Raw genomic sequence first — 19,227 nt, 5'->3', positions numbered from 1 at the left:
CGACGGCCCGTTCTACAGTCAGGCATGACCCGCGCACTGCCCGACACCGTCGAGTCGCTGTTGATTCGTACGGACTTCTCCGACGACGCGGGGTGGCGTGCCACCGTCGAAGCTGCATCTCAGCCGTGGGACCTGGGCGGCGGTGTCATCACTGGCGCCCACCTCCTGGTCGTCGACGACGCCGCATTCGACGGCCTCACGTTGGCGGAGCTGGCTGATGTCATCGACGGACCGCCGCCGTACTACGTCTTCCTCGCCGACTCCGACACCATCGCCGACCCGGAACACTCGATCCTCGCCGTCGACACCTCAGGTGACCCGTCGGACTTCCCGACGTTCCGGGTGCACCCGTCGCAGATGCCGTCGGTGGAGAACAACCTCTCGCTCGCCAACATGGACTTCGACGACTTCGCGTCGGCGGTCGGCGCGGACGGGGTGTTCCGCGGGTTCGGTCCGCCGCCCACCAAACGGGTCCTATCGAAGGCAGCTCTGCTCGACGCGATCGACCGCTCGACACTGTCGACAGAAGCAATCATCGAATACCGCGCTGCGCTGGAGGATTCGCTTACTGACGACGAAAGCGCGAACTTCACTCCGGACATGCGAAGTTCTCACGACGACCTCGTGACGAGGCGACACGAATACAACGAGTACAGCTCGTGGATCGTGGGGCTCGACGAGTCGATCAACGCACTCGGCGCGGGCGGCGCCGCGCTCGTTATCCGTCTCATAGCCAGCACCAGGCAAGACCGGCTTCATGGTTCGTGCACCGTGTGGGTCGATCCAGTGAACCTCGTTCCCATCGCGGTTCTGGCTTACGGCGTGCCTGCGCCTCGTCGCGCCCACTGAGAACACACACCGACGGTTCACTCATCAGAACAGTGCATGTTGCGCCTCGTCGGCGGCCCGGTCACGGGCGGTGCACCAGAGGGTATGCAGGTGACGGGCGACGCGGGGGTGCACCTCGAGGGTGTCGGCCAGGGTGTCCCAGTCGGCGCCGCGTGCGTGTTCGGCGTCGAGCCACCGGCCGGCGTCGTCACCGTCCGCGGTAAGAGTCCCATCGGCGGCGAGGTACCGGTCCGGACCCTCGCCGTCGAGCTCGTCGAGGGTCATACGTGCGCTCCCCCGGCCCGGAAGGTGTTGAGCCGCTTCCACGCTGCCCGCTGAGCGGTACCGAGCTGCACCATGTAGTCGAACAATTCGTCCTCGGGGCCTTGTTCGGCCGCCTGCATGAGTCGCTGCCCGGTGACGTGGAAGCTTCGCCGGTAGGACTGGGAGAGCACGATGTCGGCGTAGTGCACGGCGGCGGAGGATCCGGTGGTGTCGGCGGTGACGACGTCCGCTAGTGCTCGGCGTAGCGGTGCGTCCTTCTGTCCTCCCCCTGCTCGGTGCAGGACAGCGGCGACGGAGGCGGGGTCGTGCGGCTGCCCGCTGGTGACGAGGTCGGCGATGACGGTGAACAGTTCCGCGTAGGCGGGCTCACTGAAGTCGGCCGGCACCAGGGCGTCGGTGACGCGGGCGGCGGCGGCGGTGTCCGTGGACCACATGAGCGCGCAGAGGGTCAACGATTCCGGGTCGGTCCGCGGGTCGAGGCCGGCGGTGGTGTCGACGCCGGGATCTGCGACGTCGGGTGCGAGGTCGAGGACAGGGTCGTCAGGGTTCTGCTCGGGTTCGGGGACGGCCCGTAGTGCGCTCATGACGTGTTCCCTGCCTTACCGGGCGTCGGTGGAGTCGGCGGTCGGGTGGGTGCTCCAGGGGCCGGGGATGACGGCAGCACTGGTGGTTTCGGCGGCGAGGTCCGCGTCGATCTGGGCGGCGATGAAGTCGTGGTCGGGCTGGTAGTCGAACGCGAGGTGCGCCATGGGAGTCTCTTTCGATCGGTGGTGGGCTGTGAGGTTCGGTCAGGCCGCGGCGGCGACGAGCTGCTCGATGCGGGTCACCCGATGTCCTGACCAGTGGGTGTCGGGGCCGGCGACCACGACGGGTGCGGCCAGGTAGCCGAGTGCGAGGACGTAGTCCCTAAAGTGCTGCAGGTCCGGCAGGACCGGACGCCCGGAACGGTGGGGTGTAGCAGAGGACGTAGTGCAGTTCGAGTCGCTTCCCGCGAATGGCTGCCCCACCGGACTGGACACTCTGGCCGCACATTGAGATCTGCGACGACAGTGTCGCTGATTAGGGACCTGATGGTGGAGCTGTCCTCGGGAACGACGCACTGACAGAAGGAGAACCGATGGCCGAAGTGGAGCTGTGGATCGGAATCGACGTCGGTAAACGCACCCATCACGCATGCGCGATCGACCACGCCGGCACCGTCGTCTGGTCGCGGCGCGTCGACAACGATCAGACTGCCATCGATGACCTCATCCGGTCGGTGGGCACCGCGAACGTGCGGTGGGCGGTCGACCTGACCAGCGCGGTGGCCTCGCTGCTCCTCACGCTCCTCACCTTGGCCGAGCAACATGTCGTCTACATCCCCGGCCGGGTCGTGCACACCATGGCGTCCGCGTACCGCGGCGAAGGCAAGACCGACGCCAAAGATGCCCGCCTTATCGCCGACATCGCCCGCACACGAACCGATTTGGATACCGTGATGGTTCCGGAGCCTTTGGTGCTCAACCTGCGCCATCTCACCGGTTACCGAGCGGAGCTGGTCGCCGATCGGGTGCGCACCGTCAACCGTCTCCGCGGCCTCCTGAACAGCATCTTTCCCGCCCTCGAGATCGAGCTCCGGTTCCTCGGGCGGTCAGCACTACTGCTGCTGTCCACGTTCTGCACACCAGGGGCGATACTCGAGGTCGGCGCCGACGGTCTCGACGCGCACCTCGCCGGCCTCGGTGTGCGCAGCGACCGGCGCAGAACGGTGGTCACCGCCGCGCTCGCTGCCGCGCAACGGCAAACATGCGTCGTCGCCGGTGAGGAGGTCACCGCGGCGCTGATCAGGCGGATGGCCGGTCGGCTCCTGGCCATCGACAGCGAAACCAAAGAAGTCGACGAGCAGATCCAGGATCTGTTCCACCAGCACAAGTACGCCCGAGCACTCGAATCCGTGCCCGGCATCGGCGTACGGCTGGGAGCGGAGTTCCTCGTCGAGACCGGTGGGACGCTGGACGGGTTCGCAACCGCCGGCCACCTCGCCTCGTACGCCGGCCTCGTCCCTGTTCCTCGCGACTCCGGCCGCATCACGGGCAACCTTCGACGACCCAAGCGGTACAACCGGGGACTTCGCCGGATGTTCTACCTCGCAGCACAGGGCAGCCTGAGCACCGACGGTCCCTCACGCGAGTACTACCAGTACAAACGCGACCAGAACAAGGTGCACACCCAAGCCCTGCTCGCCGTGGCGCGCAAACAGGTGGACGTCGTGTGGGCCCTGATCCGCGATGACCGCGTCTTCACCCCAGAGGCACCCGGGCGACTCCGGGCTGCCTGACTGCCGCGGGTCGACCGGCCGATGTCGCGGCGGGACGTCCATACACACCTGTGGACAGAGCCCTGCGCCCACAGGCTCGTCTCCGTCGGTTAGACACGCCGGACCACTCCCCATACCCCCTGGGGTACTTGCATACCCCCCCTCGTATGTGGCACGGTGGGTGTCGTCCAGGCGATCGAACCCCGAAGGAGTGCTCCGTGTGCCGTCCCGCCGAATGCCCCCAGTGCGGCAAGACCACGTGGTCGGGCTGCGGCCGACATGTCGACAGCGTGATGACCTCGGTCCCGCAGTCGCAACGCTGCACGTGTGACCGCCGGTCCGCACCATCCCCGTCCGGCGGACTGCGTTCCCTGTTCCGCCGCTGATCACACCCTCACACCACTTCTCGACCATGGCCGATTCAGGCCGCTCGGATACCCCCACCCGTATAGGAGTCCACCGTGTCCCAGTCCGACACCGTCGCCGAATCCCTGCCAGGCGACCACCACGACAGTGCCCCCGGCCGCCTCGGCCGGTGGGGCGCAGCCATGGTCACCCGCCGCCGCTGGGTCTTCGGCACCTGGCTGATTCTGCTGATCGCCCTCGGATCCGCTGCACCGTCGGTGTTCTCGTCCCTCGCCGGCGCCGGGTGGCAGGCGAACGGATCGGAATCGGTTCAGGTCCGCGAGCTCGCCGAGGAACACTTCGGCGGCAACTCCTCCGCCGCGGTGCAGGTCGTCATCCACAGCGACTCCGGTGCGCTGAGCGACCCGGCAGCGACCGCCGCGCTCACCGGCGCGACCGACATCCTGAACGCGGACCCGCGTTTCGGTGAGATCGTGCCCCCGCAGCAGGGGATGACCATCAGCCCCGACGGGCGCACCGGCATCCTCATCGCCGGCGCCGACGGCACCACCGACGAGATGGTCACCGCCGTCGACGACGTCAAGGACCAGCTCACCGCACTCTCCGGCGACGGTGTCGAGGTCTACCCCACCGGCGCGTCGGCGCTGTGGTCGGACTTCAACAAGGCCAACCACGACGCGATGATCCAGGCCGAACTCATCTCCTGGCCCGTCACCCTCGCCATCATGGTTCTCGCGTTCGGCTCGCTCGTCGCCGCCGGACTCCCGCTGCTGCTGACCATCGCCGGTCTCGTCGCCTCCGCGGGCGGGCTGGTCCTGCTCAACGAGATCACCCCGATCTCGGTGTGGGCCATGAACTTCGCCATGATGTTCGCCCTCGCACTCGGCATCGACTACGCGCTGTTCCTCGTCGCCCGCTTCCGCGACGCCCTGCGCTCCCGCGATCCCCGCGCGGCCGTCGCCGAGACCATGGACACCGCCGGCAAAGCCGTGGTCCTGTCCGGACTCACCGTCCTCGTCAGCTTGTCCGCCGTGCTGATCGTCCCCGCCCCCGCAGTGCGGACCATGGCCGTCGGCATCATGCTCGCGGTCACCTTCGTCCTGCTCGCCACCCTCACCCTGCTCCCCGCGGCCCTCGGCGCGCTCGGACCGAAGGTCAACGCCGCGTCCCTCCCCTACGCCAAGCGTCAGCAGCACCGCTCACCGGTGTTCGCCGCATGGGGCGCACTCCTGCACAAGCACCCGTGGCCGTTCGCGCTCGCCTCGATCGGCGTCCTCGTCGCACTGGCGCTGCCTGTTCTCGGCCTGAAGGTCGCGATGCCGTCGATCTCCGTCGTCCCCGAGGACGCGCCCGTGCGGCAGGGCTACGCCCTCGTCCAGCAGCAGTTCGGCGACGGAGCCCCCGGCGCACTGCAGATCGTCGTCTCTGACACCGACACCGCCGACACGGCCGCCGCCGCGGCGCAGATATCCGGAATCACCATGGTCACCCCACCGCAACCCGCCGCCGACGGCTCCGGCTACGCACTCCTGCAAGCGATTCCGGCTGCCGACCCGTCCGACGAGTCGATGGGCACCATTCTTGCCGACCTCCGCGGCGAACTGCCGGAGTCGGCGCTGGTCGGCGGCGCACCCGCGGAGAACCTCGACCTGCAGCAGGCCCTGAACGACTACCTGCCGCTCGTCGTCACGATCATCCTGATCCTCGGATTCGTGCTGCTCCTCGTCGCACTGCAAGCACCCTTGATCGCGTTCCTGGGCACCGCGGTCAGCCTGCTCTCCACCGCCGCCGCGTTCGGCGTCGCGAAGCTGATCTTCCAGGACGGGCACGGCGCCTCGCTGCTCGGCTTCACTCCGCAGGGCTTCCTGAACGGCTGGGGACCGGTGTTCTTCTTCGCGATGATCTTCGCCATCGCCATGGACTACACCGTGTTCCTCCTCGCCACCGCCAAGGAACACTTCGAGCGCACCGGCGACGCGACGACGGCGATGATCGACGGTCTCGCCCACTCCGGACGGGTCATCTTCGCCGCGGCCGCGGTCATGGTGGCGGTGTTCTTCACCTTCGCCCTCGCCGACCCGCTCCCGCCGAAGGAGATGGGCATCATCCTCGGTGTCGCCGTGCTTCTCGACGCGGTGCTCATCCGGTTGATCCTGCTACCCGTCCTGCTGCGCCTGACCGGCTCCGCCGCCTGGTGGTCACCCACGTGGCTCCGGAAGGCTCTCCCGTCCATCAGCTTCTCCCACTGACACCCCACGACCGGAAGAGGACACTCATGACCACCACTGCCCGTCCCGCCCGCGTCTCCGCCGGTTTCACCGGCTGGCCGATCGAACGCCTGGTCCCCGCATTGGCCGGCGTCGTCGTCGCCGCCGGGCTGATCCTCGGGGAGACCGCATCGCCGTACTGGCGGCTGCTCAGCGCGTTCGCCGCGGCGAACCTGGCCCTCTACGCCGCGGTCGGGTGGTGTCCGGCGAGCCTGCTGCTGCGCCGGATCGGGGCGCGCAGTCTTCGCACCGCCGACCGCGGGTAACCCTCCCCCACGACACCGGACATCTCCACCACCTGAACGACTGCATCGCCGACGGAAGGAACCACCCTCATGAGTATCGCCCTGACCACCACCCTGACCGACACAGACTTCGACACCGCCGTCCAGCGCACCCGAGACGCGCTGTCGGAGCAGGGTTTCGGTGTGCTCACCGAGATCGACATGCAGGCCACCCTGAAAGCCAAACTCGGTGAGGACATGGAGCGCTACCTGATCCTCGGCGCGTGCAACCCACCCCTGGCCCACCGCGCCGTCGGCGTCATGCGACAGATCGGCCTGCTGCTCCCCTGCAACGTCGTCGTCCGCGAAGACCCAGACAACGCGGATGTAATCATCGTCGACGCCATGAACCCCGACATCATGGTCCAGGCGACCGGTGAGCCGGCGCTCGGCGACGTCGCCCACGACGCCGCGACCAAGCTCCGCGCTGCGATCACCGCCCTCGGCGGCGACGGGGACACCCGAAACCGATGACGCTGGTACTGGGGCTGGTCCTCGGCGCCGTCATCGGGGTCCTGTTGGGACTGCTCGGCGGCGGCGGGTCCATCCTGGCCGTACCCGTTCTCGTCTACGCCCTGCACCTCCCGCTGACCGAGGCGATCCCGGTGTCGCTGCTCGTCGTCGGGCTGGCGTCCCTGACCGGGGCCGTCCCGAAGATCCGGGCACGGCTGATCGAGTGGCGACTCGCGGCGATCTTCGCCGGCACCGGCATCGTGGGGACCTTCCTCGGGAGCGCCGCCGGCCGACACCTGCCCGAGTCGGTCGTGCTGGTCGGGTTCGGGCTGGTCATGATCGCGGCCGCAGTGCGGATGCTTCGCGGCGACGCCTCCCTCGGGACCGCCTGCCGAACAGGCACCTCCGGGATCGACTGGCGACGCTGCGCCCCACGGTCGATCCCCACCGGCTTCGCCGTCGGTGTGCTGACGGGCCTGTTCGGTGTCGGCGGCGGTTTCCTCATAATCCCGGCGCTGGTGCTGCTGCTCGGCATCGAGATGACCGTCGCCGTCGGGACGTCGCTGGTGGTGATCGTCGCCAACTCCGCAGCAGGACTGGCGTCCCACACCGACGGGCTCGGCGGCAACTGGGCACTCACCGCGACGTTCGCCGGGGCGGCGATCGCAGGGTCACTCGTCGCCGGCCGCTGGGCCGACCGGGTGAACGCCGACCGCCTGAAGAACTGGTTCGCCTACCTGGTGCTCGCCGTCGCCGGATACGTGCTGATCGACGCCGCACACACCATCGTCACCTGACACCCCACCCACACCGCCCAGACCACCCGATCGACGCACCCACGAGACGAGGAGCATCCATGACCACCACAGACACCCCCGACATCGCCATCATCGAGACCTCGAGCCTCGGCGATCGCAGCTACCTCATCAGCCACCACGGCATCGCCCTGGTCGTCGACCCCCAACGCGACATCGACCGCATCGAGACCCTCGCTCAAGAGAAGAACGCTCGCATCACCCACGTCTTCGAGACGCACATCCACAACGACTACGTCACCGGCGGGCTCGAACTCGCCCGCGCGACCGGTGCGCAGTACGTCGTGCCGGACGGTGACCCGGTCAACTTCGAGCGCCGCGCCGTCGTCGACGGCGACGTCGTCGACGCGGACCCGCTGTTCATGCAGGTGATGCACACACCCGGGCACACGCACCATCACGTCAGCTATGTCCTGCGGGGCACGGACGGCACCCCGATCGCCGTGTTCACCGGCGGCTCCATGCTCTACGGGTCCACCGGGCGCACCGACCTGCTCGGATCCGAACACACCCACGACCTCACCCACGCCCAGTTCCATTCGGTGCGCCGACTGGCCGACGAACTGCCCGCCGACACCGAGGTCTACCCCACACACGGATTCGGCAGCTTCTGCTCCGCCACCCCCACCAGCGGCGAATCCTCCACCATCGGCGAACAACGCAGCGCCAACCCCGCGCTGACCCAGGACGAACAGACCTACGTCGACACCCTCATCGACGGCCTCGCCGCCTACCCCGCCTACTACGCCCACATGGGCGTCATCAACACCGCCGGCCCCGCCCCCGTCGACCTGTCCATGCCCGCACCAGTGGACCCGGCGGAGCTGCGACGGCGCATCGACGCCCGCGAATGGGTCGTCGACCTGCGCTCGCGCACCGCCTTCGCCGCCGGTCACCTCGACGGCAGCCTCGGATTCGAGCTGTCCTCCAGCTTCGTGACCTACCTCGGATGGCTCTACCAGTGGGGCGCACCCCTCACCCTCATCGGCGACACCGCCGACGACATCCTCACCGCGACCCGAGAGCTGGCGCGTATCGGCATCGACTCCCCGTCCGGGTCCGCAGTCGGCGACATCACCGACCTCACCGGCGACCACCCCGTCCGCAGCTACGGAACGTCCGACTTCGCCGGACTGCGAGACGCGCTCGGACGCAACGACAATGACCTCGTCGTCCTCGACACCCGCCAATCCGAAGAGTACGACGCCGGCCACATCAGCGGCGCCGTCAACATTCCCTTGCCCAAACTCGCCGAACGGCACCACGAAGCACCGGCGGGTGAAATCTGGGTGCACTGCGCCTCCGGATACCGAGCGTCGATCGCCGCGTCGATCCTCGACCGCACCGACCGCACCGTCGTCCTCATCGACGACGACTACGACCACGCCGCAGAACTGGGCCTGGACACCGAACACTGACCACACGTTGCAGGTTGCACTCCGCACAGCAGCAGCAGCAGTTCATATGCCCCCAGGGGTACTATGGGACCCAACATCGACACCACTGAACAGGAGCATCACCATGATCGGCGACGAGGACAGCATCGCACTGGTACTCAACCGTTTGCGACGCGCCAACGGTCAACTCACGGGTGTGATCTCGATGATCGAGAACGGCCGCGACTGCAAGGACGTCGTCACCCAGCTCGCCGCCGTCTCCCGCGCACTGGACAAGGCAGGGTTCAAGATCGTCGCCACCGGACTGCGCGAGTGCATGACCGGCGCCACCGCCGACGACAAGGAACCCATGACCGAAGCAGAACTCGAGAAGCTGTTCCTCGCGCTCGCCTGATCAGTCGGTGGCTGGACCCACATCGAGACGACGAACCCGTCGAATATCGACGTCGTCCGTTGTCTCGGTTGCGGTTCGGCGTCACCGCTGCGCCCAAGCTCGATCGCGGCCTTTACGGCGGCTGCACGTCAGAACAACGAACACTGCGTCTCTGGATCATCCCCCGTTTCGCACCAAGTGCGATACAGACGTTCGGCGACGCGGGTATGCACCTCGAGTTCGTCCGCGAGCTCGGCCCAGTTCACTCCGCGGGCACGCTCAGCATCGAGCCACCGACCACTCTCGAGCCCGACCGTGGTGAGCTTTCCGTCGGCCGTGAAATAGCGTTCATCGATGGCGAATCCAGTCCTCATGCGTGCACTCCTCCTGCTCGGAAGGTGTTGAGCCGCTTCCACGCTGCCCGCTGTGCGGTACCGAGTTCGACCATGTAGTCGAACAACTCGTCCTCGGGTCCTTGTTCGGCGGCCTGGATGAGTCGCTGCCCGGTGACGTGGAAGCTTCGCCGGTAGGACTGGGAGAGGACGATGTCGGCGTAGTGCACGGCTGCGGAGGATCCCGTGGTGTCGGCGGTGACGACGTCCGCCAACGCTCGGCGCAGCGGTGCGTCCTTCTGCCCTCCCCCGGCTCGGTGCAGGACAGCAGCCACGGACGCGGGGTCGTGAGGCTGTCCGCTGGTGACGAGGTCGGCGATGACGGTGAACAGTTCCGCGTAGGCGGGCTCGGCGAAGTCGGCCGGCTCCAGGGCGTCGGTGACGCGGGCGGCGGCCGTGGTGTCCGTGGACCACATGAGCGCGCAGAGGGTCAACGATTCCGGGTCGGTCCGCGGGTCGAGGCCGGCGCCGGTGTCGGCGCCGGGGTCTGCGGCGTCGGGTGCGAGGTCGAGGACCGGGTCGCTCGGGTTCTGCTCGGGTTCGGGGACGGCCCGTAATGCGCTCATGACGTGTCCCTGGCCTTACCGGGCGTCGGTGGAGTCGGCGGCCGGCTGGGTGGTCCAGGGGCCGGGGATGACGACGGCACTGGTGGTTTCGGCGGCGAGGTCCGCTTCGATCTGGGCGGCGATGAAGTCGTGGTCGGGCTGGTAGTCGAACGCGAGGTGCGCCATGGGAGTCTCCTTCGGTCGGTGGTGGGTTGCGGGGTCTCGTCAGGCTGCGTCCGACACTCGTCCGTGTTGACAGCCGCATTGAGATTCGCGGGCTTCGGTGTCGACGCTGATGTCGATGGCGGTGTAGTCCAGGCCGGCCTTGTCGAGTGCCCGGAACGTCGCCCGGCACTGCTGGCAGTTGGGTTTGGTGTAGACGGTGATTCCGGACATGGCTCACGCCTTTCGACTATTCGGTGGAGTGGTTCCATTCTATTTCACGAACGGGTTTATTTCCACCGCTGTACGGTATTTGTTCGGTAACGATGAACCGGGCTTTTCTATTGCGCTGCAACCGATATGGCGGCGTTCGTGAATGTCATTCGGTCCCGTTTCGGCGGGCTATGTGATTGCACTTCCTCACCGGCGGCAATGTTTTTTCGTGGCGTTCGTCTAGGATCGCGGGATGACGTATTCGCGTGTGGAGTCGGCGTTGGTGTCGATGGCGTTGGATCGGAGTGCACCGTCGGATCTGGCGGTCGAGGCGATGGTGTCGGGGGTGCCTGTCGAGGAGACGCTGCCCCGTGCCGCTACCCCGGGCGCTGTGGATGTGGTGTGGGTGCCGGAGGACATGCCTGACCTGTGATCGCGGTGGCCGGCCCCGGTCGGTGGCGACAGGTCCGCTCGGTGGTGGGTGCGTCGAGGTCGGTGTGAGGGCTCGATGCCCGATCGCCGGCTACCCCCCGCCGGTGGCCGGGCGTCCCCCGCTGACTGCGGGAGCCGCCCGGCCCGTGCTCTACTCCCGGTCGGGTGCCCCTGGCAGGTGCGCCCCGGTGGTGGCGCGGACGGTCTCCGCGTCGACGTCGAGGGTCCGGATCTCATCGGGGCTCATGGCGACGTCTTGTGCCTGACGGAGTAGGCGGAGCATCTGCGGGGTGGCGATGCCTGCGCTGTTCGCTTCGTCCTCTGCCGCGTCGTAGGCGATGTTCGCGGCCGCTCCGTCTCCGGCGCGGTGGCAGAGCCACCCGGCGATGCTGAGGGCCTGGATGCGGGCCTCTGCGCGGGTGTGGCGGGCGATGGTGGCCATGACGGTGTGCGCTGATGTGCTGCCGTAGAGCGGGAGCCGGAACATCGCGTCGCGGACGGGCAGTGCGGTGATGACGGCGGCGGTGCGGGCGATGAGGCCACTGTCGGGCAGCTCGTCGGCGTAGACGACTGCGGCCAGGTCTTCGAGTACCTGCGCGGCGTCGGCGTGCTCGGCCGGGTGAACCTCTTCGGCGTGGGCGTAGCGGTCTCCGATCGCGGTGCGGCTGCCCTCGATGACCGTTCCGGCTTCGACGGTGCTGGCGGCCACTTCGGACGCGATGGGGTCGACGTCGAACGTGTCGAGGGTGTCGAGGTCCTGGGCGGTGGCCGGTCCGGCGAGGGTGGGAACCCAGTAGGTGCCGATCACCTCGACGGCGGTGGCGAGGATTCCGGCGATGACCAGGTTCTCGACGGCGGCCGCTTTCTTGCCGGGTCGTTCTGCGATGGTGACGACGACGACCGACTCGACGCCGTGGCGACGCAATACGTCGTTCATCTTGTGCGCCTGGGTGACGACGTCGACGCGGTCGAACCGGGCGGCGAAGGTGAGGATCTTGCCGGTGAATGCGAGCACGACGATGGACTCGGTGGGGACGTGCCGCAGGGCTGCGGGGATGGCGGCGATGACCTGGGCTGGGCTGGTGAGGGTGATGCGGGGTTGCGTCATGATGGTGAACCTTTCGGGTGGGTGGTGTGTGACTGGGGGACGGTCAGGATCGGAGTGCGCGGCGTGCGTTACGGCGGTCGTAGCGGGCGCTGGCTCGTTTGACGGTGCGGCGGATCTTGGGTGCGCCCTGCTTGTGGACGAGGATGTCGATCTCGTCTGCGGTGGACGGGTGCTGTGCGCGCATGACTGGTGCTTCCTTCCGGGACTCGTGTGGCTCGGTCCTTGTCCCTCACCACGTTCTTTCGCCGTCATCTGGCGTGGCGCAGAGGAGGCGGCGCACGGGAACGGCGTCCTGCACCCGATACGAAAAGTTCTCAGCCGGAGGCGCTTTGAGAAGTTTTCGGACCCCGAGGGGCCGGAGCGCAGCGGAGGTCGGGTGTTGGTAAGACGGGCACGGGTGACGCAGCATCGGAGTAGCCAGATGTGTCGAAAGAACGAATGCTCTTCCAGAGTGCGGAGCGCAGCGGAGCTCCACTAGGCGGACGCCCGCAGGGTGGCCCACGCCCGGACGGTCACGGCCGGCCTGCGACCGGGAACTGCCGGCCGCTCCCCCGAGCTGCCACCTCCCACCCGTTCGGCTCGGTGGTTATTGTGCGGGAGCGACGAGAATCAACCACGTCCCGCGGGTCGCGGCAGCGCTGCGAGTGGGTTTAGTGCTTGGGTGGGTGAACGTCGTAGTAGATATGGAACGAGTCGTCGTAGAAACCGTTGCGGTGGTAGTTGCCGCTACCTATCAGCTTGATGCTTGCAGAGTTTCCATCTTTCACGTGTTCGTCTTGAACTTCCCAGGTGAGTTCGACGTCATTGCCATCTGCTTCATCGACGGTAGGCTGCTGACCAGCGGCTTTCGAGACGCGCAGTTCCCAGCGGAAGGGACGACCGTTCGGGTCCGTTGCCGAGCATCGAAAGGTGACTTTGTCGCCCGGTCTCAATGTCACGCTCGACTTCAGCCCGTCAGTGAGCGTTTCCGCGAATGTGGCGTCGATGATGCGGTCGATTGTGGGGTAATAGTTCATGTCCGGCCCCTGTTCGCTTCGATATTTGGCGATCTGCGCGCGCATGCGGCCGGTGATGCCGTTGACAAGGTCCTCTTCGTAGACCAACAGTTCGCGGCTGTGCATCTTGGGGTTGCGGAAGCCGTGGAGGCGGGTCATGTCTAGTTCGAAGGCTTCTTGGTTGCCTAGGGCATCTTCAAACCGCTGCCATTCATGGACGATAATTCCTTTGAGCTGAGAAAACTCAAGGAACTCGATCAATGGTGCTTCACCGATTCGCTCGGGACGCTTTCGGCTGTCACTCCTGCGTTTCTTTTCCAAATCGGCAGTGTTGATCTGCGGCTGGTTTTGCCACTCGTCGTTGATCACTTCCTGAATGAGATTGCGAAGTACCGTCTCGATGATATTGATGACGTCGACGTCGCGCATGACGCAATGTTAGCGCCGCATCCTTGGCAGGGCGCTTGTTCTCGTGGCCGCAGAGCGGCCGCCCGGCTAACAACTGCGCGAGCGGAGCGAGCTCAATGCCCTTCGGTGTTCGCGGGGACGAGGCTGTCGCGGAGGATGCGGAAGGGGTAGGCGCCGGGTGCGTTTGCGTGGGTTTCGCTGGGGGTGATGGTGGCGTGGGTGTCGTCGAGTTCGGTGATCTCGAAGGTGGTGACGCCGTGGGCGTGGAGTTTGACGCGGTCGCCTGTTTGCACAGCCGGTGATCGTATCGCCGGGTACCGACAAGCCGCGAACGATGAGTGCGGCCGTAGGTCCGGAGGCAGTGATGGTGTGCCGTTGGTGTCGTTCTGCGCGGTGCGTCTGCCCATAACATGCCTGGGTGGTCGGTCTTCTGGCCATACAAGTGTGAAACCGTTGTGCGCGGCAAGCGGGGCGGAACACGGATGGTGAGTAGATATGGCCGACAGACTCGAATCGGGCGACGCCTCTGCACTTCTCTTGGCCGTCGTAGCTCTAGCTGTTCCGCTCGTCAACGAGAGCGGCAGGTGGCAGCTAACGGACACGACCATTGGCCTGGTCGTCGGCGTCATAGTTGTGGCTTACACGTTGGAATCGTTGTCGACCGCATCACCGTCACGTCGCGTCGCGATCGTAATGACATACATTTCGGCCGGTACCGTTACGCTCGCTTGGGTGGCGCAGCGGCTAGTGGTTGATCCGCTCTGGTCCACCGATTCGCAAGCAGACACAGCGGCAGATCGCGCGACACTAATTGCCGGCGTCATCGCAGCAGTGGCGGTCCTCTTTCTGCTTCGTAAGAAGCTCCGTGCGTGAGTCGTTCCGCACACACGCCGAGCCAAGGTTCTTTAAAAGTAGCCTGTGGCCAGCGTCTTTGTTCCAGCCGACCGGGTAGAGGAGTGTTCACGATGGCCGGCCACCGATCCGGGCACGTCACTGATGACGATTGCACCACCGCTCCGGTGTCAGCTGCGACGGCGGCGATGTTGGCGCTGCCGTGGACGAATCTGATGCCTGTGGATCTGCACACGTTCGCGTTCGCACTGCGCCTGGTGCGCAGCACTATGACGGTCGTCTCGCCGCTGACCGATGCGTTGGACGTCGCGGACGATTCCCTAGAGCGGGCCGCCGGCTGTTGGTACAGCCACATGGACCGGCATCCGGACGCGGCGGCGATGGAGGCACAGGGCGCGCTCGATGACGTGCGGGACGTGCTGAGCCTGGCCGGCTGCACCTGCGGGGGCAGCACCGACTTGGATCGCCGGGTGCTGCGTGCTGCGGTGTCGGACGCGGCGGAGGCGTTGGCGGAGTTCGTGGACACCAAGTCCGGTCCGCCGGTGCCGTGGGAGGTGGGGCCGGATGCGGCGACGATCGCGCATCTGACGCGGGCGGGGGCCGCGTTGTCTGATCTGGTCGCGGCACTTTCCGACTGATCGCGCCCGGTCAGCGCCGGCGGGTGTCCGGTCGGTGACCGGGGCTGCTGCTGAGGTCGAAGTTTCCGGTGTGGGAACTGGCCGCCGGCCGGGTGGCGAGCGCGGCCGCGACCTGCTTTTCGAGGCGGGGGTTGGGTCGGTCGGGGCAGTAGGTGGCGGCGTCGCAGGAGCTGGCGATGCGCATGACGGCGGGGTCAGGTTTGTGGGCTTCGCCGGTGTCTGCGGTGCGCCGTTCGGCGTCGGCGGCGGCGTGTTCACGTAGGCGGCGGGCGTGTTCTGCCCAGTCGACGCGGGTCATGGCGCTCCCCCGGTGTTGTTCTGTGGTGGTGATGCGGGGCCGAGTGCTTCCCGGGTCGAACCGTCGGCTCGGCCGCCACTCAGCCCCGCCGCACCAGGTTAGCAATGATCGAACGTGTGTTCTATGCGGGGTTGCGGGTAGGTCCACTGGTCGCCTGATGGTCTGGTCGAGGCAACTCCGCATGTTCGGCCGTACCGGGGGCGGGCGGTCCAGTTCGGTCACGAGCTGGACCTCGAGGTCCGCGTGGGTTTCGCGGACCTGATGGGTCTGCCGCGTCAGCGTCCGCAGGAACGGCCCGTGCCGTGGGCGGTGCGGGTGCCCCTGGTTGTGGGGGCACCCGCACCGTCTCGTCACTCGGCGGTGGCGTCTGCGGTGTCGTCGGTGAGCGCCTGGTGGGCCTGTTCGGCGGTGATGGTCGCGGCTGCGGCCTGCTCGACGGGGGTCAGGTCGTGACCGTGGGAGTCGAGGAATCCGAGGTAGTTGTCGAGGTTCCCGTAGTGGGTGCGTCGCCAGGAGTCGTGTCCCTTGCCGCTCATTCGGGCCTCGTAGGCGGCGAGCACCTGGGCGAGGGTGAGCACCTGGGCGCGGGCGTCACTGGCCTTGTCGACCACTGGGGCGATCGCGGCTCTGGCTGCCTTGTCGTCGGAGCCGGGGTATCCGGCCTCGGGGCCGGTCGGCTTCGGCACGGCGATGCCGAGCACCTGCGCGAGGTACTGCGGGGCCTTGTTCTCCGTCAGCAGTGTCGGCTCGTCGACCAGCGTCTCGGCGATCCACTTCCCGGCACCCTTCGGCAGGGTCTTGCGTGCGAGGAACTTGACCAGCCACTCCACCCGGGCGGTCGTGGCGGCGGCGGACGCCTTGTTCAGGTCGATTGTCCGTCGACGCTCTGCCCGAGCCTGCTCCTTCATGGCGAGTTCGGCGGCGGCTGCCGCCTGCGCCCTGGCCTGTGCCTGGGCGTCGGGGTCACCGGCCTCGGCGGGTGCGGACTGCGCGGCGGCGAGCACCGCGTTCGGCTGTACCCCTGCGGCGGTGGGGTCGGCGGTGAAGTACTCCGGCACCCACACCGTGCCTTCGGTGAGGGTTCCGTGGTGCACGAATCCGTCGGCGGGGACGGCGTCGGGGTCGCCCTCGGTGGCCCAGTCGATCCGCTCCGCGTCGATCACTTCGCCGGTCTCGGCGATGGTGAACTGCTCGGCGGCGGTCAGCCACACCGACCAGTGCTGCGGCGCGGTGTCGATGTGCTCGGCGGTGATCTCTTCGCCGCCGTCGACGGTCACCAGGTCCTCGGCGCGGATCAGGTCGCTGCCGAACAGCGGCTCGGCGGTCAGGACGGTGAACCCTCGTGCGGCGTAGGGGGCACCGGCCTCTGCGCGGGCGATGCGCTCGGCCTTCTCCCGTGTCAGCCGGGCGGCGGTGTAGGAGAACCCGTAGCGGCCACGCTCGAGCAGTTCCTCGACGGCGTCGGTGTCGCCGTCGGCGTCGAACTCCGCGAGGATCGCGGCCTGCTCGAGGGTGAGTTGTCCGGCCTCGACGGCGGCGCGTGCGGTGTCCGACCGCCCTGCGGCGGCGGCGGTCTTGACCTGCTCGCGGGGCATCTGCACGGCCTTGCCGACCTTCGTCGCGGACACTCCCAGATCGAGCATGTCCGCGACGGCCTTCACCCGCTGGGACACCGTCAGTCCGATGCGGCGGTCGTTGGCGACGACCTGCCGCGACAGTCGGGCGATCTCGGCCTGCTTCGCCGTGACCCCGTCGGCGGTGGTGGTGATCATCACCGGGACGGTGTCGGCTTCGGCGTCGATCGCGGCGAGGGTGCGGACCTGCCCGTCGATGACGATCACCTGATCGCCGTCGCGTCGGGCCAGGATCGGCAGCAGCACACCGTGTTCGCGGATCGAGTCGACCACGTTCCGGAACTCGTCGGAGTCGGTGTCGACGTCGTCGCGGACGTTCGGGCCGAGCACCAGCGCGGTCGGTGCGAGGCGGGCGAACTCCTCCCCCGCCGCGGTGTCGACGGTGGCGCTCTCGGTACCGGATTCGGTTGCGGCGGTGAGGTTGTCGATGGTTGCGGTCATGATGGTGTCTCTCCCTGATATGGTTTTCGGTGAGACACCGGGCAGATAGCAGCTGTCCGGTGTTTTTCTGTCTGGTGGTGCTGGTCGGGTGGTGCTGCCCCCGGCTCGGTGGTCCCCGACTGCTCGCGGCGGCGGTCATCGGTTCACCCGGGGTGCGGCGTTCTCGGCGGCGGCGATTTCCTGCTCGGTCGCTCCGGCTTCGCGGGCGGTGCACGCCCAGTAGGCGACGCGCTCGCGGTGCGCGGCCTCGGTGGATGCCTCGGGGTCGACCGCTGCCTTCTGCGCCCTGGCGGTGTAGGCGGTGATCTGGGTGAGCGCGTGGGTGCGGATGGTGCGGACTGCCGATCCGACGGCGCTCATGGTGGCGGTGGTGAAACTGCTGGTGCTCTCCACTGGGACTCTCCTCGTGTCCGGTGACCTGGCTATCTGCCCTGCCACGTTCTTTCGCCGTCATCTGGCGTGGCGCAGAGGAGGCGGCGCACGGGAACGGCGTCCTGCACCCGATACGAAAAGTTCTCAGCCGGAGGCGTTCTGAGAAGTTTTCGGACCCCGAGGGGCCGGAGCGCAGCGGAGGTCGGGTGTGGGTAAGACGGGCACGGGTGACGCAGCATCGGAGTAGCCAGATGTGTCGAAAGAACGAATGCTCTTCCAGGGTGCGGAGCGCAGCGGAGCTCCATTCAGGTGGACGCCCGCAGGGTGGCCCACGCCCGGCCGGTCACGGCCGGCCTGCGACCAGGAAACCCCCGGCCACTCCCCCGAGCCGCCGCCTTCCACCCGGACACGCCGGTAACCGACTGTGCGGGAGCGACGGAGGCCGACCACGTTCCGTGGGTCGCGGCAGCGTTGTGCCGTTGTAACGGCTGTGAGGTGTCATCAGGCGTTATTGCATTATTTGTGCACTTCACTGGTGTACTTCGCGGTGGTGGCCGGGACTTCCTCGGCAGGCTCGGGGCCGTGATCGTTGGGAGTCGTGTGGTGCGTAGGAGTGTTGTTCGTGCTGTTGTGGGGGCTGCTGCTGTGGTCCCGTTGTGTCTGGTGGGTGCGGGGTCGGCGTCGGCTGCCCCGAACGATGTGACGTTCACGGCAACGCAAATAGACCTCGGGAACGAAGACGGGGCGATCGAGATCAAGGTGACCGCCAACGTGCCCGTAGAGTTCAGGACCTCTACTTGCGATTACGTGGTCGACGGGGTGTCGACTCCGTTCTCGCGCACCGGCGTTATCCGCAATCAGTTCAGACTGTTCACAGGGCAGAGCGCCTCGGCCCTGGTGGTGCCGTTGGTCGATGGGTTGTATGCGGTGGACGTGTCATGCCAGGGCATCAGTGAGGTGTACTCGGTGACGAATCTGCCGGTGATCGTGGGGGCGTTCGGTGACGGGGGCGCCACCGGGCCTGCCGGGCCTGCCGGGCCTGCCGGGCCTGCCGGACCTCCCGGATCTACCGGGCCTGCCGGGCCTGCCGGATCTGCCGGACCTCCCGGATCTGATGGCGCACCCGGACCTGCCGGACCTGCCGGACCTGCCGGACCTGCCGGACCTGCCGGACCTCCCGGATCTGATGGCGCACCCGGACCTGCCGGACCTGCCGGGCCCGCCGGCACACCGGGCATTCCCGGTGCTACCGGACCCGCGGGACCCGCGGGGCCTGCCGGGCCTGCCGGGCCTGCCGGTGGTTTCGGAAATATCTTCGGAAGCTGATCTGCGGTAGGTCATTGGTGGCCCGTGCCCGTCAGGGCACGGGCCAT

At 67.4% G+C, this 19,227-nt stretch carries 26 protein-coding genes and 1 pseudogene; 12 read left to right on the top strand and 15 right to left on the bottom strand.

Annotated elements, in window-relative coordinates; all coding sequences use genetic code 11:
- Positions 1-24 precede the first annotated feature (24 nt).
- Positions 25-849, top strand: a complete 825-nt coding sequence (locus HQ325_RS03055) for a hypothetical protein (protein ID WP_222626647.1) — start codon at positions 25-27, stop codon at positions 847-849.
- A 24-nt stretch (positions 850-873) separates the two neighbouring features.
- Here HQ325_RS03055 and HQ325_RS03050 read toward each other — a convergent pair whose 3' ends face one another.
- From HQ325_RS03050 to HQ325_RS22750, 4 genes are read right to left on the bottom strand one after another with little or no spacing between them, the layout of a single operon-like run.
- Positions 874-1,113, bottom strand: coding sequence for a hypothetical protein (locus HQ325_RS03050; RefSeq protein ID WP_222626646.1), 240 nt, complete (start codon positions 1,111-1,113; stop codon positions 874-876).
- Positions 1,110-1,697, bottom strand: coding sequence for a DnaB-like helicase N-terminal domain-containing protein (locus tag HQ325_RS03045; RefSeq protein ID WP_222626645.1), 588 nt, complete (start codon positions 1,695-1,697; stop codon positions 1,110-1,112). The genes HQ325_RS03050 and HQ325_RS03045 overlap by 4 nt, the downstream gene beginning before the upstream one ends.
- Positions 1,698-1,712: 15 nt before the next feature.
- Complete coding sequence (locus tag HQ325_RS03040; RefSeq protein ID WP_222626644.1) at positions 1,713-1,862, bottom strand: hypothetical protein; 150 nt, start codon at positions 1,860-1,862, stop codon at positions 1,713-1,715.
- A 39-nt stretch (positions 1,863-1,901) separates the two neighbouring features.
- The gene (locus HQ325_RS22750; protein ID WP_308014235.1) at positions 1,902-2,120 is read right to left on the bottom strand and encodes a hypothetical protein; all 219 of its coding nucleotides are present in this window, start codon (positions 2,118-2,120) and stop codon (positions 1,902-1,904) included.
- 110 nt (positions 2,121-2,230) lie between these two features.
- On the opposite strand from HQ325_RS22750, the gene HQ325_RS03030 reads away from it, so the two are divergent.
- From HQ325_RS03030 to HQ325_RS03000, 7 genes are all read left to right on the top strand, one after another.
- On the top strand, positions 2,231-3,430 hold the full coding sequence (locus tag HQ325_RS03030; protein WP_222626643.1) for an IS110 family transposase: 1,200 nt from the start codon (positions 2,231-2,233) through the stop codon (positions 3,428-3,430).
- Between the two features lie 527 nt (positions 3,431-3,957).
- Positions 3,958-6,024 carry an MMPL family transporter gene (locus tag HQ325_RS03025; RefSeq protein WP_222628833.1) on the top strand — a complete coding sequence of 689 codons (2,067 nt, stop codon included), beginning with the start codon at positions 3,958-3,960 and terminating at the stop codon, positions 6,022-6,024.
- A gap of 26 nt (positions 6,025-6,050) precedes the next feature.
- Positions 6,051-6,308 (top strand): YgaP-like transmembrane domain, encoded by a 258-nt coding sequence (locus tag HQ325_RS03020; RefSeq protein ID WP_222626642.1) that lies wholly within the window; start codon positions 6,051-6,053, stop codon positions 6,306-6,308.
- Positions 6,309-6,377: 69 nt separating this feature from the next.
- Positions 6,378-6,800 carry a DUF302 domain-containing protein gene (locus HQ325_RS03015; protein ID WP_222626641.1) on the top strand — a complete coding sequence of 141 codons (423 nt, stop codon included), beginning with the start codon at positions 6,378-6,380 and terminating at the stop codon, positions 6,798-6,800.
- Positions 6,797-7,576 carry a sulfite exporter TauE/SafE family protein gene (locus HQ325_RS03010; RefSeq protein ID WP_222626640.1) on the top strand — a complete coding sequence of 260 codons (780 nt, stop codon included), beginning with the start codon at positions 6,797-6,799 and terminating at the stop codon, positions 7,574-7,576. The genes HQ325_RS03015 and HQ325_RS03010 overlap by 4 nt, the downstream gene beginning before the upstream one ends.
- 59 nt (positions 7,577-7,635) lie before the next feature.
- On the top strand, positions 7,636-9,012 hold the full coding sequence (locus tag HQ325_RS03005) for a rhodanese-like domain-containing protein (protein ID WP_222626639.1): 1,377 nt from the start codon (positions 7,636-7,638) through the stop codon (positions 9,010-9,012).
- 103 nt (positions 9,013-9,115) lie between these two features.
- Positions 9,116-9,385, top strand: a complete 270-nt coding sequence (locus HQ325_RS03000; protein ID WP_222626638.1) for a metal-sensitive transcriptional regulator — start codon at positions 9,116-9,118, stop codon at positions 9,383-9,385.
- Positions 9,386-9,513: 128 nt separating this feature from the next.
- On the opposite strand, the gene HQ325_RS02995 is transcribed toward HQ325_RS03000, so the two are convergent.
- From HQ325_RS02995 to HQ325_RS02980, 4 genes and pseudogenes are all read right to left on the bottom strand, one after another.
- Positions 9,514-9,738, bottom strand: a complete 225-nt coding sequence (locus tag HQ325_RS02995) for a hypothetical protein (RefSeq protein WP_222626637.1) — start codon at positions 9,736-9,738, stop codon at positions 9,514-9,516.
- Positions 9,735-10,322: a DnaB-like helicase N-terminal domain-containing protein gene (locus HQ325_RS02990; RefSeq protein ID WP_222626636.1), complete on the bottom strand. Its 588-nt coding sequence runs from the start codon at positions 10,320-10,322 to the stop codon at positions 9,735-9,737. Before HQ325_RS02990 ends, HQ325_RS02995 begins: the two co-directional genes overlap by 4 nt.
- 15 nt (positions 10,323-10,337) lie before the next feature.
- Entirely contained in the window at positions 10,338-10,487 is a 150-nt protein-coding gene (locus tag HQ325_RS02985) for a hypothetical protein (protein WP_222626635.1), read from the bottom strand.
- Between the two features lie 84 nt (positions 10,488-10,571).
- A pseudogene (locus tag HQ325_RS02980) lies at positions 10,572-10,697 on the bottom strand (glutaredoxin family protein); the annotation flags it as partial.
- A gap of 232 nt (positions 10,698-10,929) precedes the next feature.
- Here HQ325_RS02980 and HQ325_RS02975 point away from each other — a divergent pair.
- Positions 10,930-11,109, top strand: a complete 180-nt coding sequence (locus HQ325_RS02975; protein ID WP_222626633.1) for a hypothetical protein — start codon at positions 10,930-10,932, stop codon at positions 11,107-11,109.
- Between the two features lie 150 nt (positions 11,110-11,259).
- Here the strand turns inward: HQ325_RS02975 and HQ325_RS02970 are convergent, their stop codons facing one another.
- The 4 genes from HQ325_RS02970 to HQ325_RS02955 form a co-directional block, all read right to left on the bottom strand.
- A complete protein-coding gene (locus tag HQ325_RS02970) occupies positions 11,260-12,216 on the bottom strand; it encodes a DUF4192 family protein (RefSeq protein WP_222626632.1) in 957 nt (318 codons plus the stop codon).
- Positions 12,217-12,259: 43 nt separating this feature from the next.
- The gene (locus HQ325_RS02965) at positions 12,260-12,400 is read right to left on the bottom strand and encodes a hypothetical protein (RefSeq protein WP_222626631.1); all 141 of its coding nucleotides are present in this window, start codon (positions 12,398-12,400) and stop codon (positions 12,260-12,262) included.
- A 466-nt stretch (positions 12,401-12,866) separates the two neighbouring features.
- Positions 12,867-13,640 carry a hypothetical protein gene (locus tag HQ325_RS02960; RefSeq protein ID WP_222626630.1) on the bottom strand — a complete coding sequence of 258 codons (774 nt, stop codon included), beginning with the start codon at positions 13,638-13,640 and terminating at the stop codon, positions 12,867-12,869.
- Positions 13,641-13,732: 92 nt separating this feature from the next.
- A complete protein-coding gene (locus HQ325_RS02955; RefSeq protein ID WP_222626629.1) occupies positions 13,733-13,912 on the bottom strand; it encodes a hypothetical protein in 180 nt (59 codons plus the stop codon).
- Positions 13,913-14,114: 202 nt separating this feature from the next.
- On the opposite strand from HQ325_RS02955, the gene HQ325_RS02950 reads away from it, so the two are divergent.
- Both HQ325_RS02950 and HQ325_RS02945 read left to right on the top strand, forming a co-directional pair.
- On the top strand, positions 14,115-14,492 hold the full coding sequence (locus HQ325_RS02950; RefSeq protein WP_222626628.1) for a hypothetical protein: 378 nt from the start codon (positions 14,115-14,117) through the stop codon (positions 14,490-14,492).
- A gap of 83 nt (positions 14,493-14,575) precedes the next feature.
- A complete protein-coding gene (locus HQ325_RS02945; protein WP_222626627.1) occupies positions 14,576-15,109 on the top strand; it encodes a hypothetical protein in 534 nt (177 codons plus the stop codon).
- A 10-nt stretch (positions 15,110-15,119) separates the two neighbouring features.
- Here the strand turns inward: HQ325_RS02945 and HQ325_RS02940 are convergent, their stop codons facing one another.
- The 3 genes from HQ325_RS02940 to HQ325_RS02930 all read right to left on the bottom strand — a co-directional run bounded on the left by HQ325_RS02940 (position 15,120) and on the right by HQ325_RS02930 (position 17,875).
- Positions 15,120-15,407 (bottom strand): hypothetical protein, encoded by a 288-nt coding sequence (locus HQ325_RS02940; protein WP_222626626.1) that lies wholly within the window; start codon positions 15,405-15,407, stop codon positions 15,120-15,122.
- 350 nt (positions 15,408-15,757) lie between these two features.
- A complete protein-coding gene (locus HQ325_RS02935; protein WP_222626625.1) occupies positions 15,758-17,482 on the bottom strand; it encodes a ParB/RepB/Spo0J family partition protein in 1,725 nt (574 codons plus the stop codon).
- A 135-nt stretch (positions 17,483-17,617) separates the two neighbouring features.
- Positions 17,618-17,875, bottom strand: a complete 258-nt coding sequence (locus HQ325_RS02930; protein ID WP_222626624.1) for a hypothetical protein — start codon at positions 17,873-17,875, stop codon at positions 17,618-17,620.
- Positions 17,876-18,854: 979 nt separating this feature from the next.
- Here HQ325_RS02930 and HQ325_RS02925 point away from each other — a divergent pair.
- The gene (locus HQ325_RS02925; RefSeq protein ID WP_222629220.1) at positions 18,855-19,190 is read left to right on the top strand and encodes a hypothetical protein; all 336 of its coding nucleotides are present in this window, start codon (positions 18,855-18,857) and stop codon (positions 19,188-19,190) included.
- Positions 19,191-19,227 lie beyond the last annotated feature (37 nt).

It is taken from the genome of Rhodococcus sp. BP-349 (assembly GCF_019835845.1).
Classification (GTDB): domain Bacteria; phylum Actinomycetota; class Actinomycetes; order Mycobacteriales; family Mycobacteriaceae; genus Rhodococcoides.
This window is presented reverse-complemented; position numbering and strand designations above follow the sequence as displayed.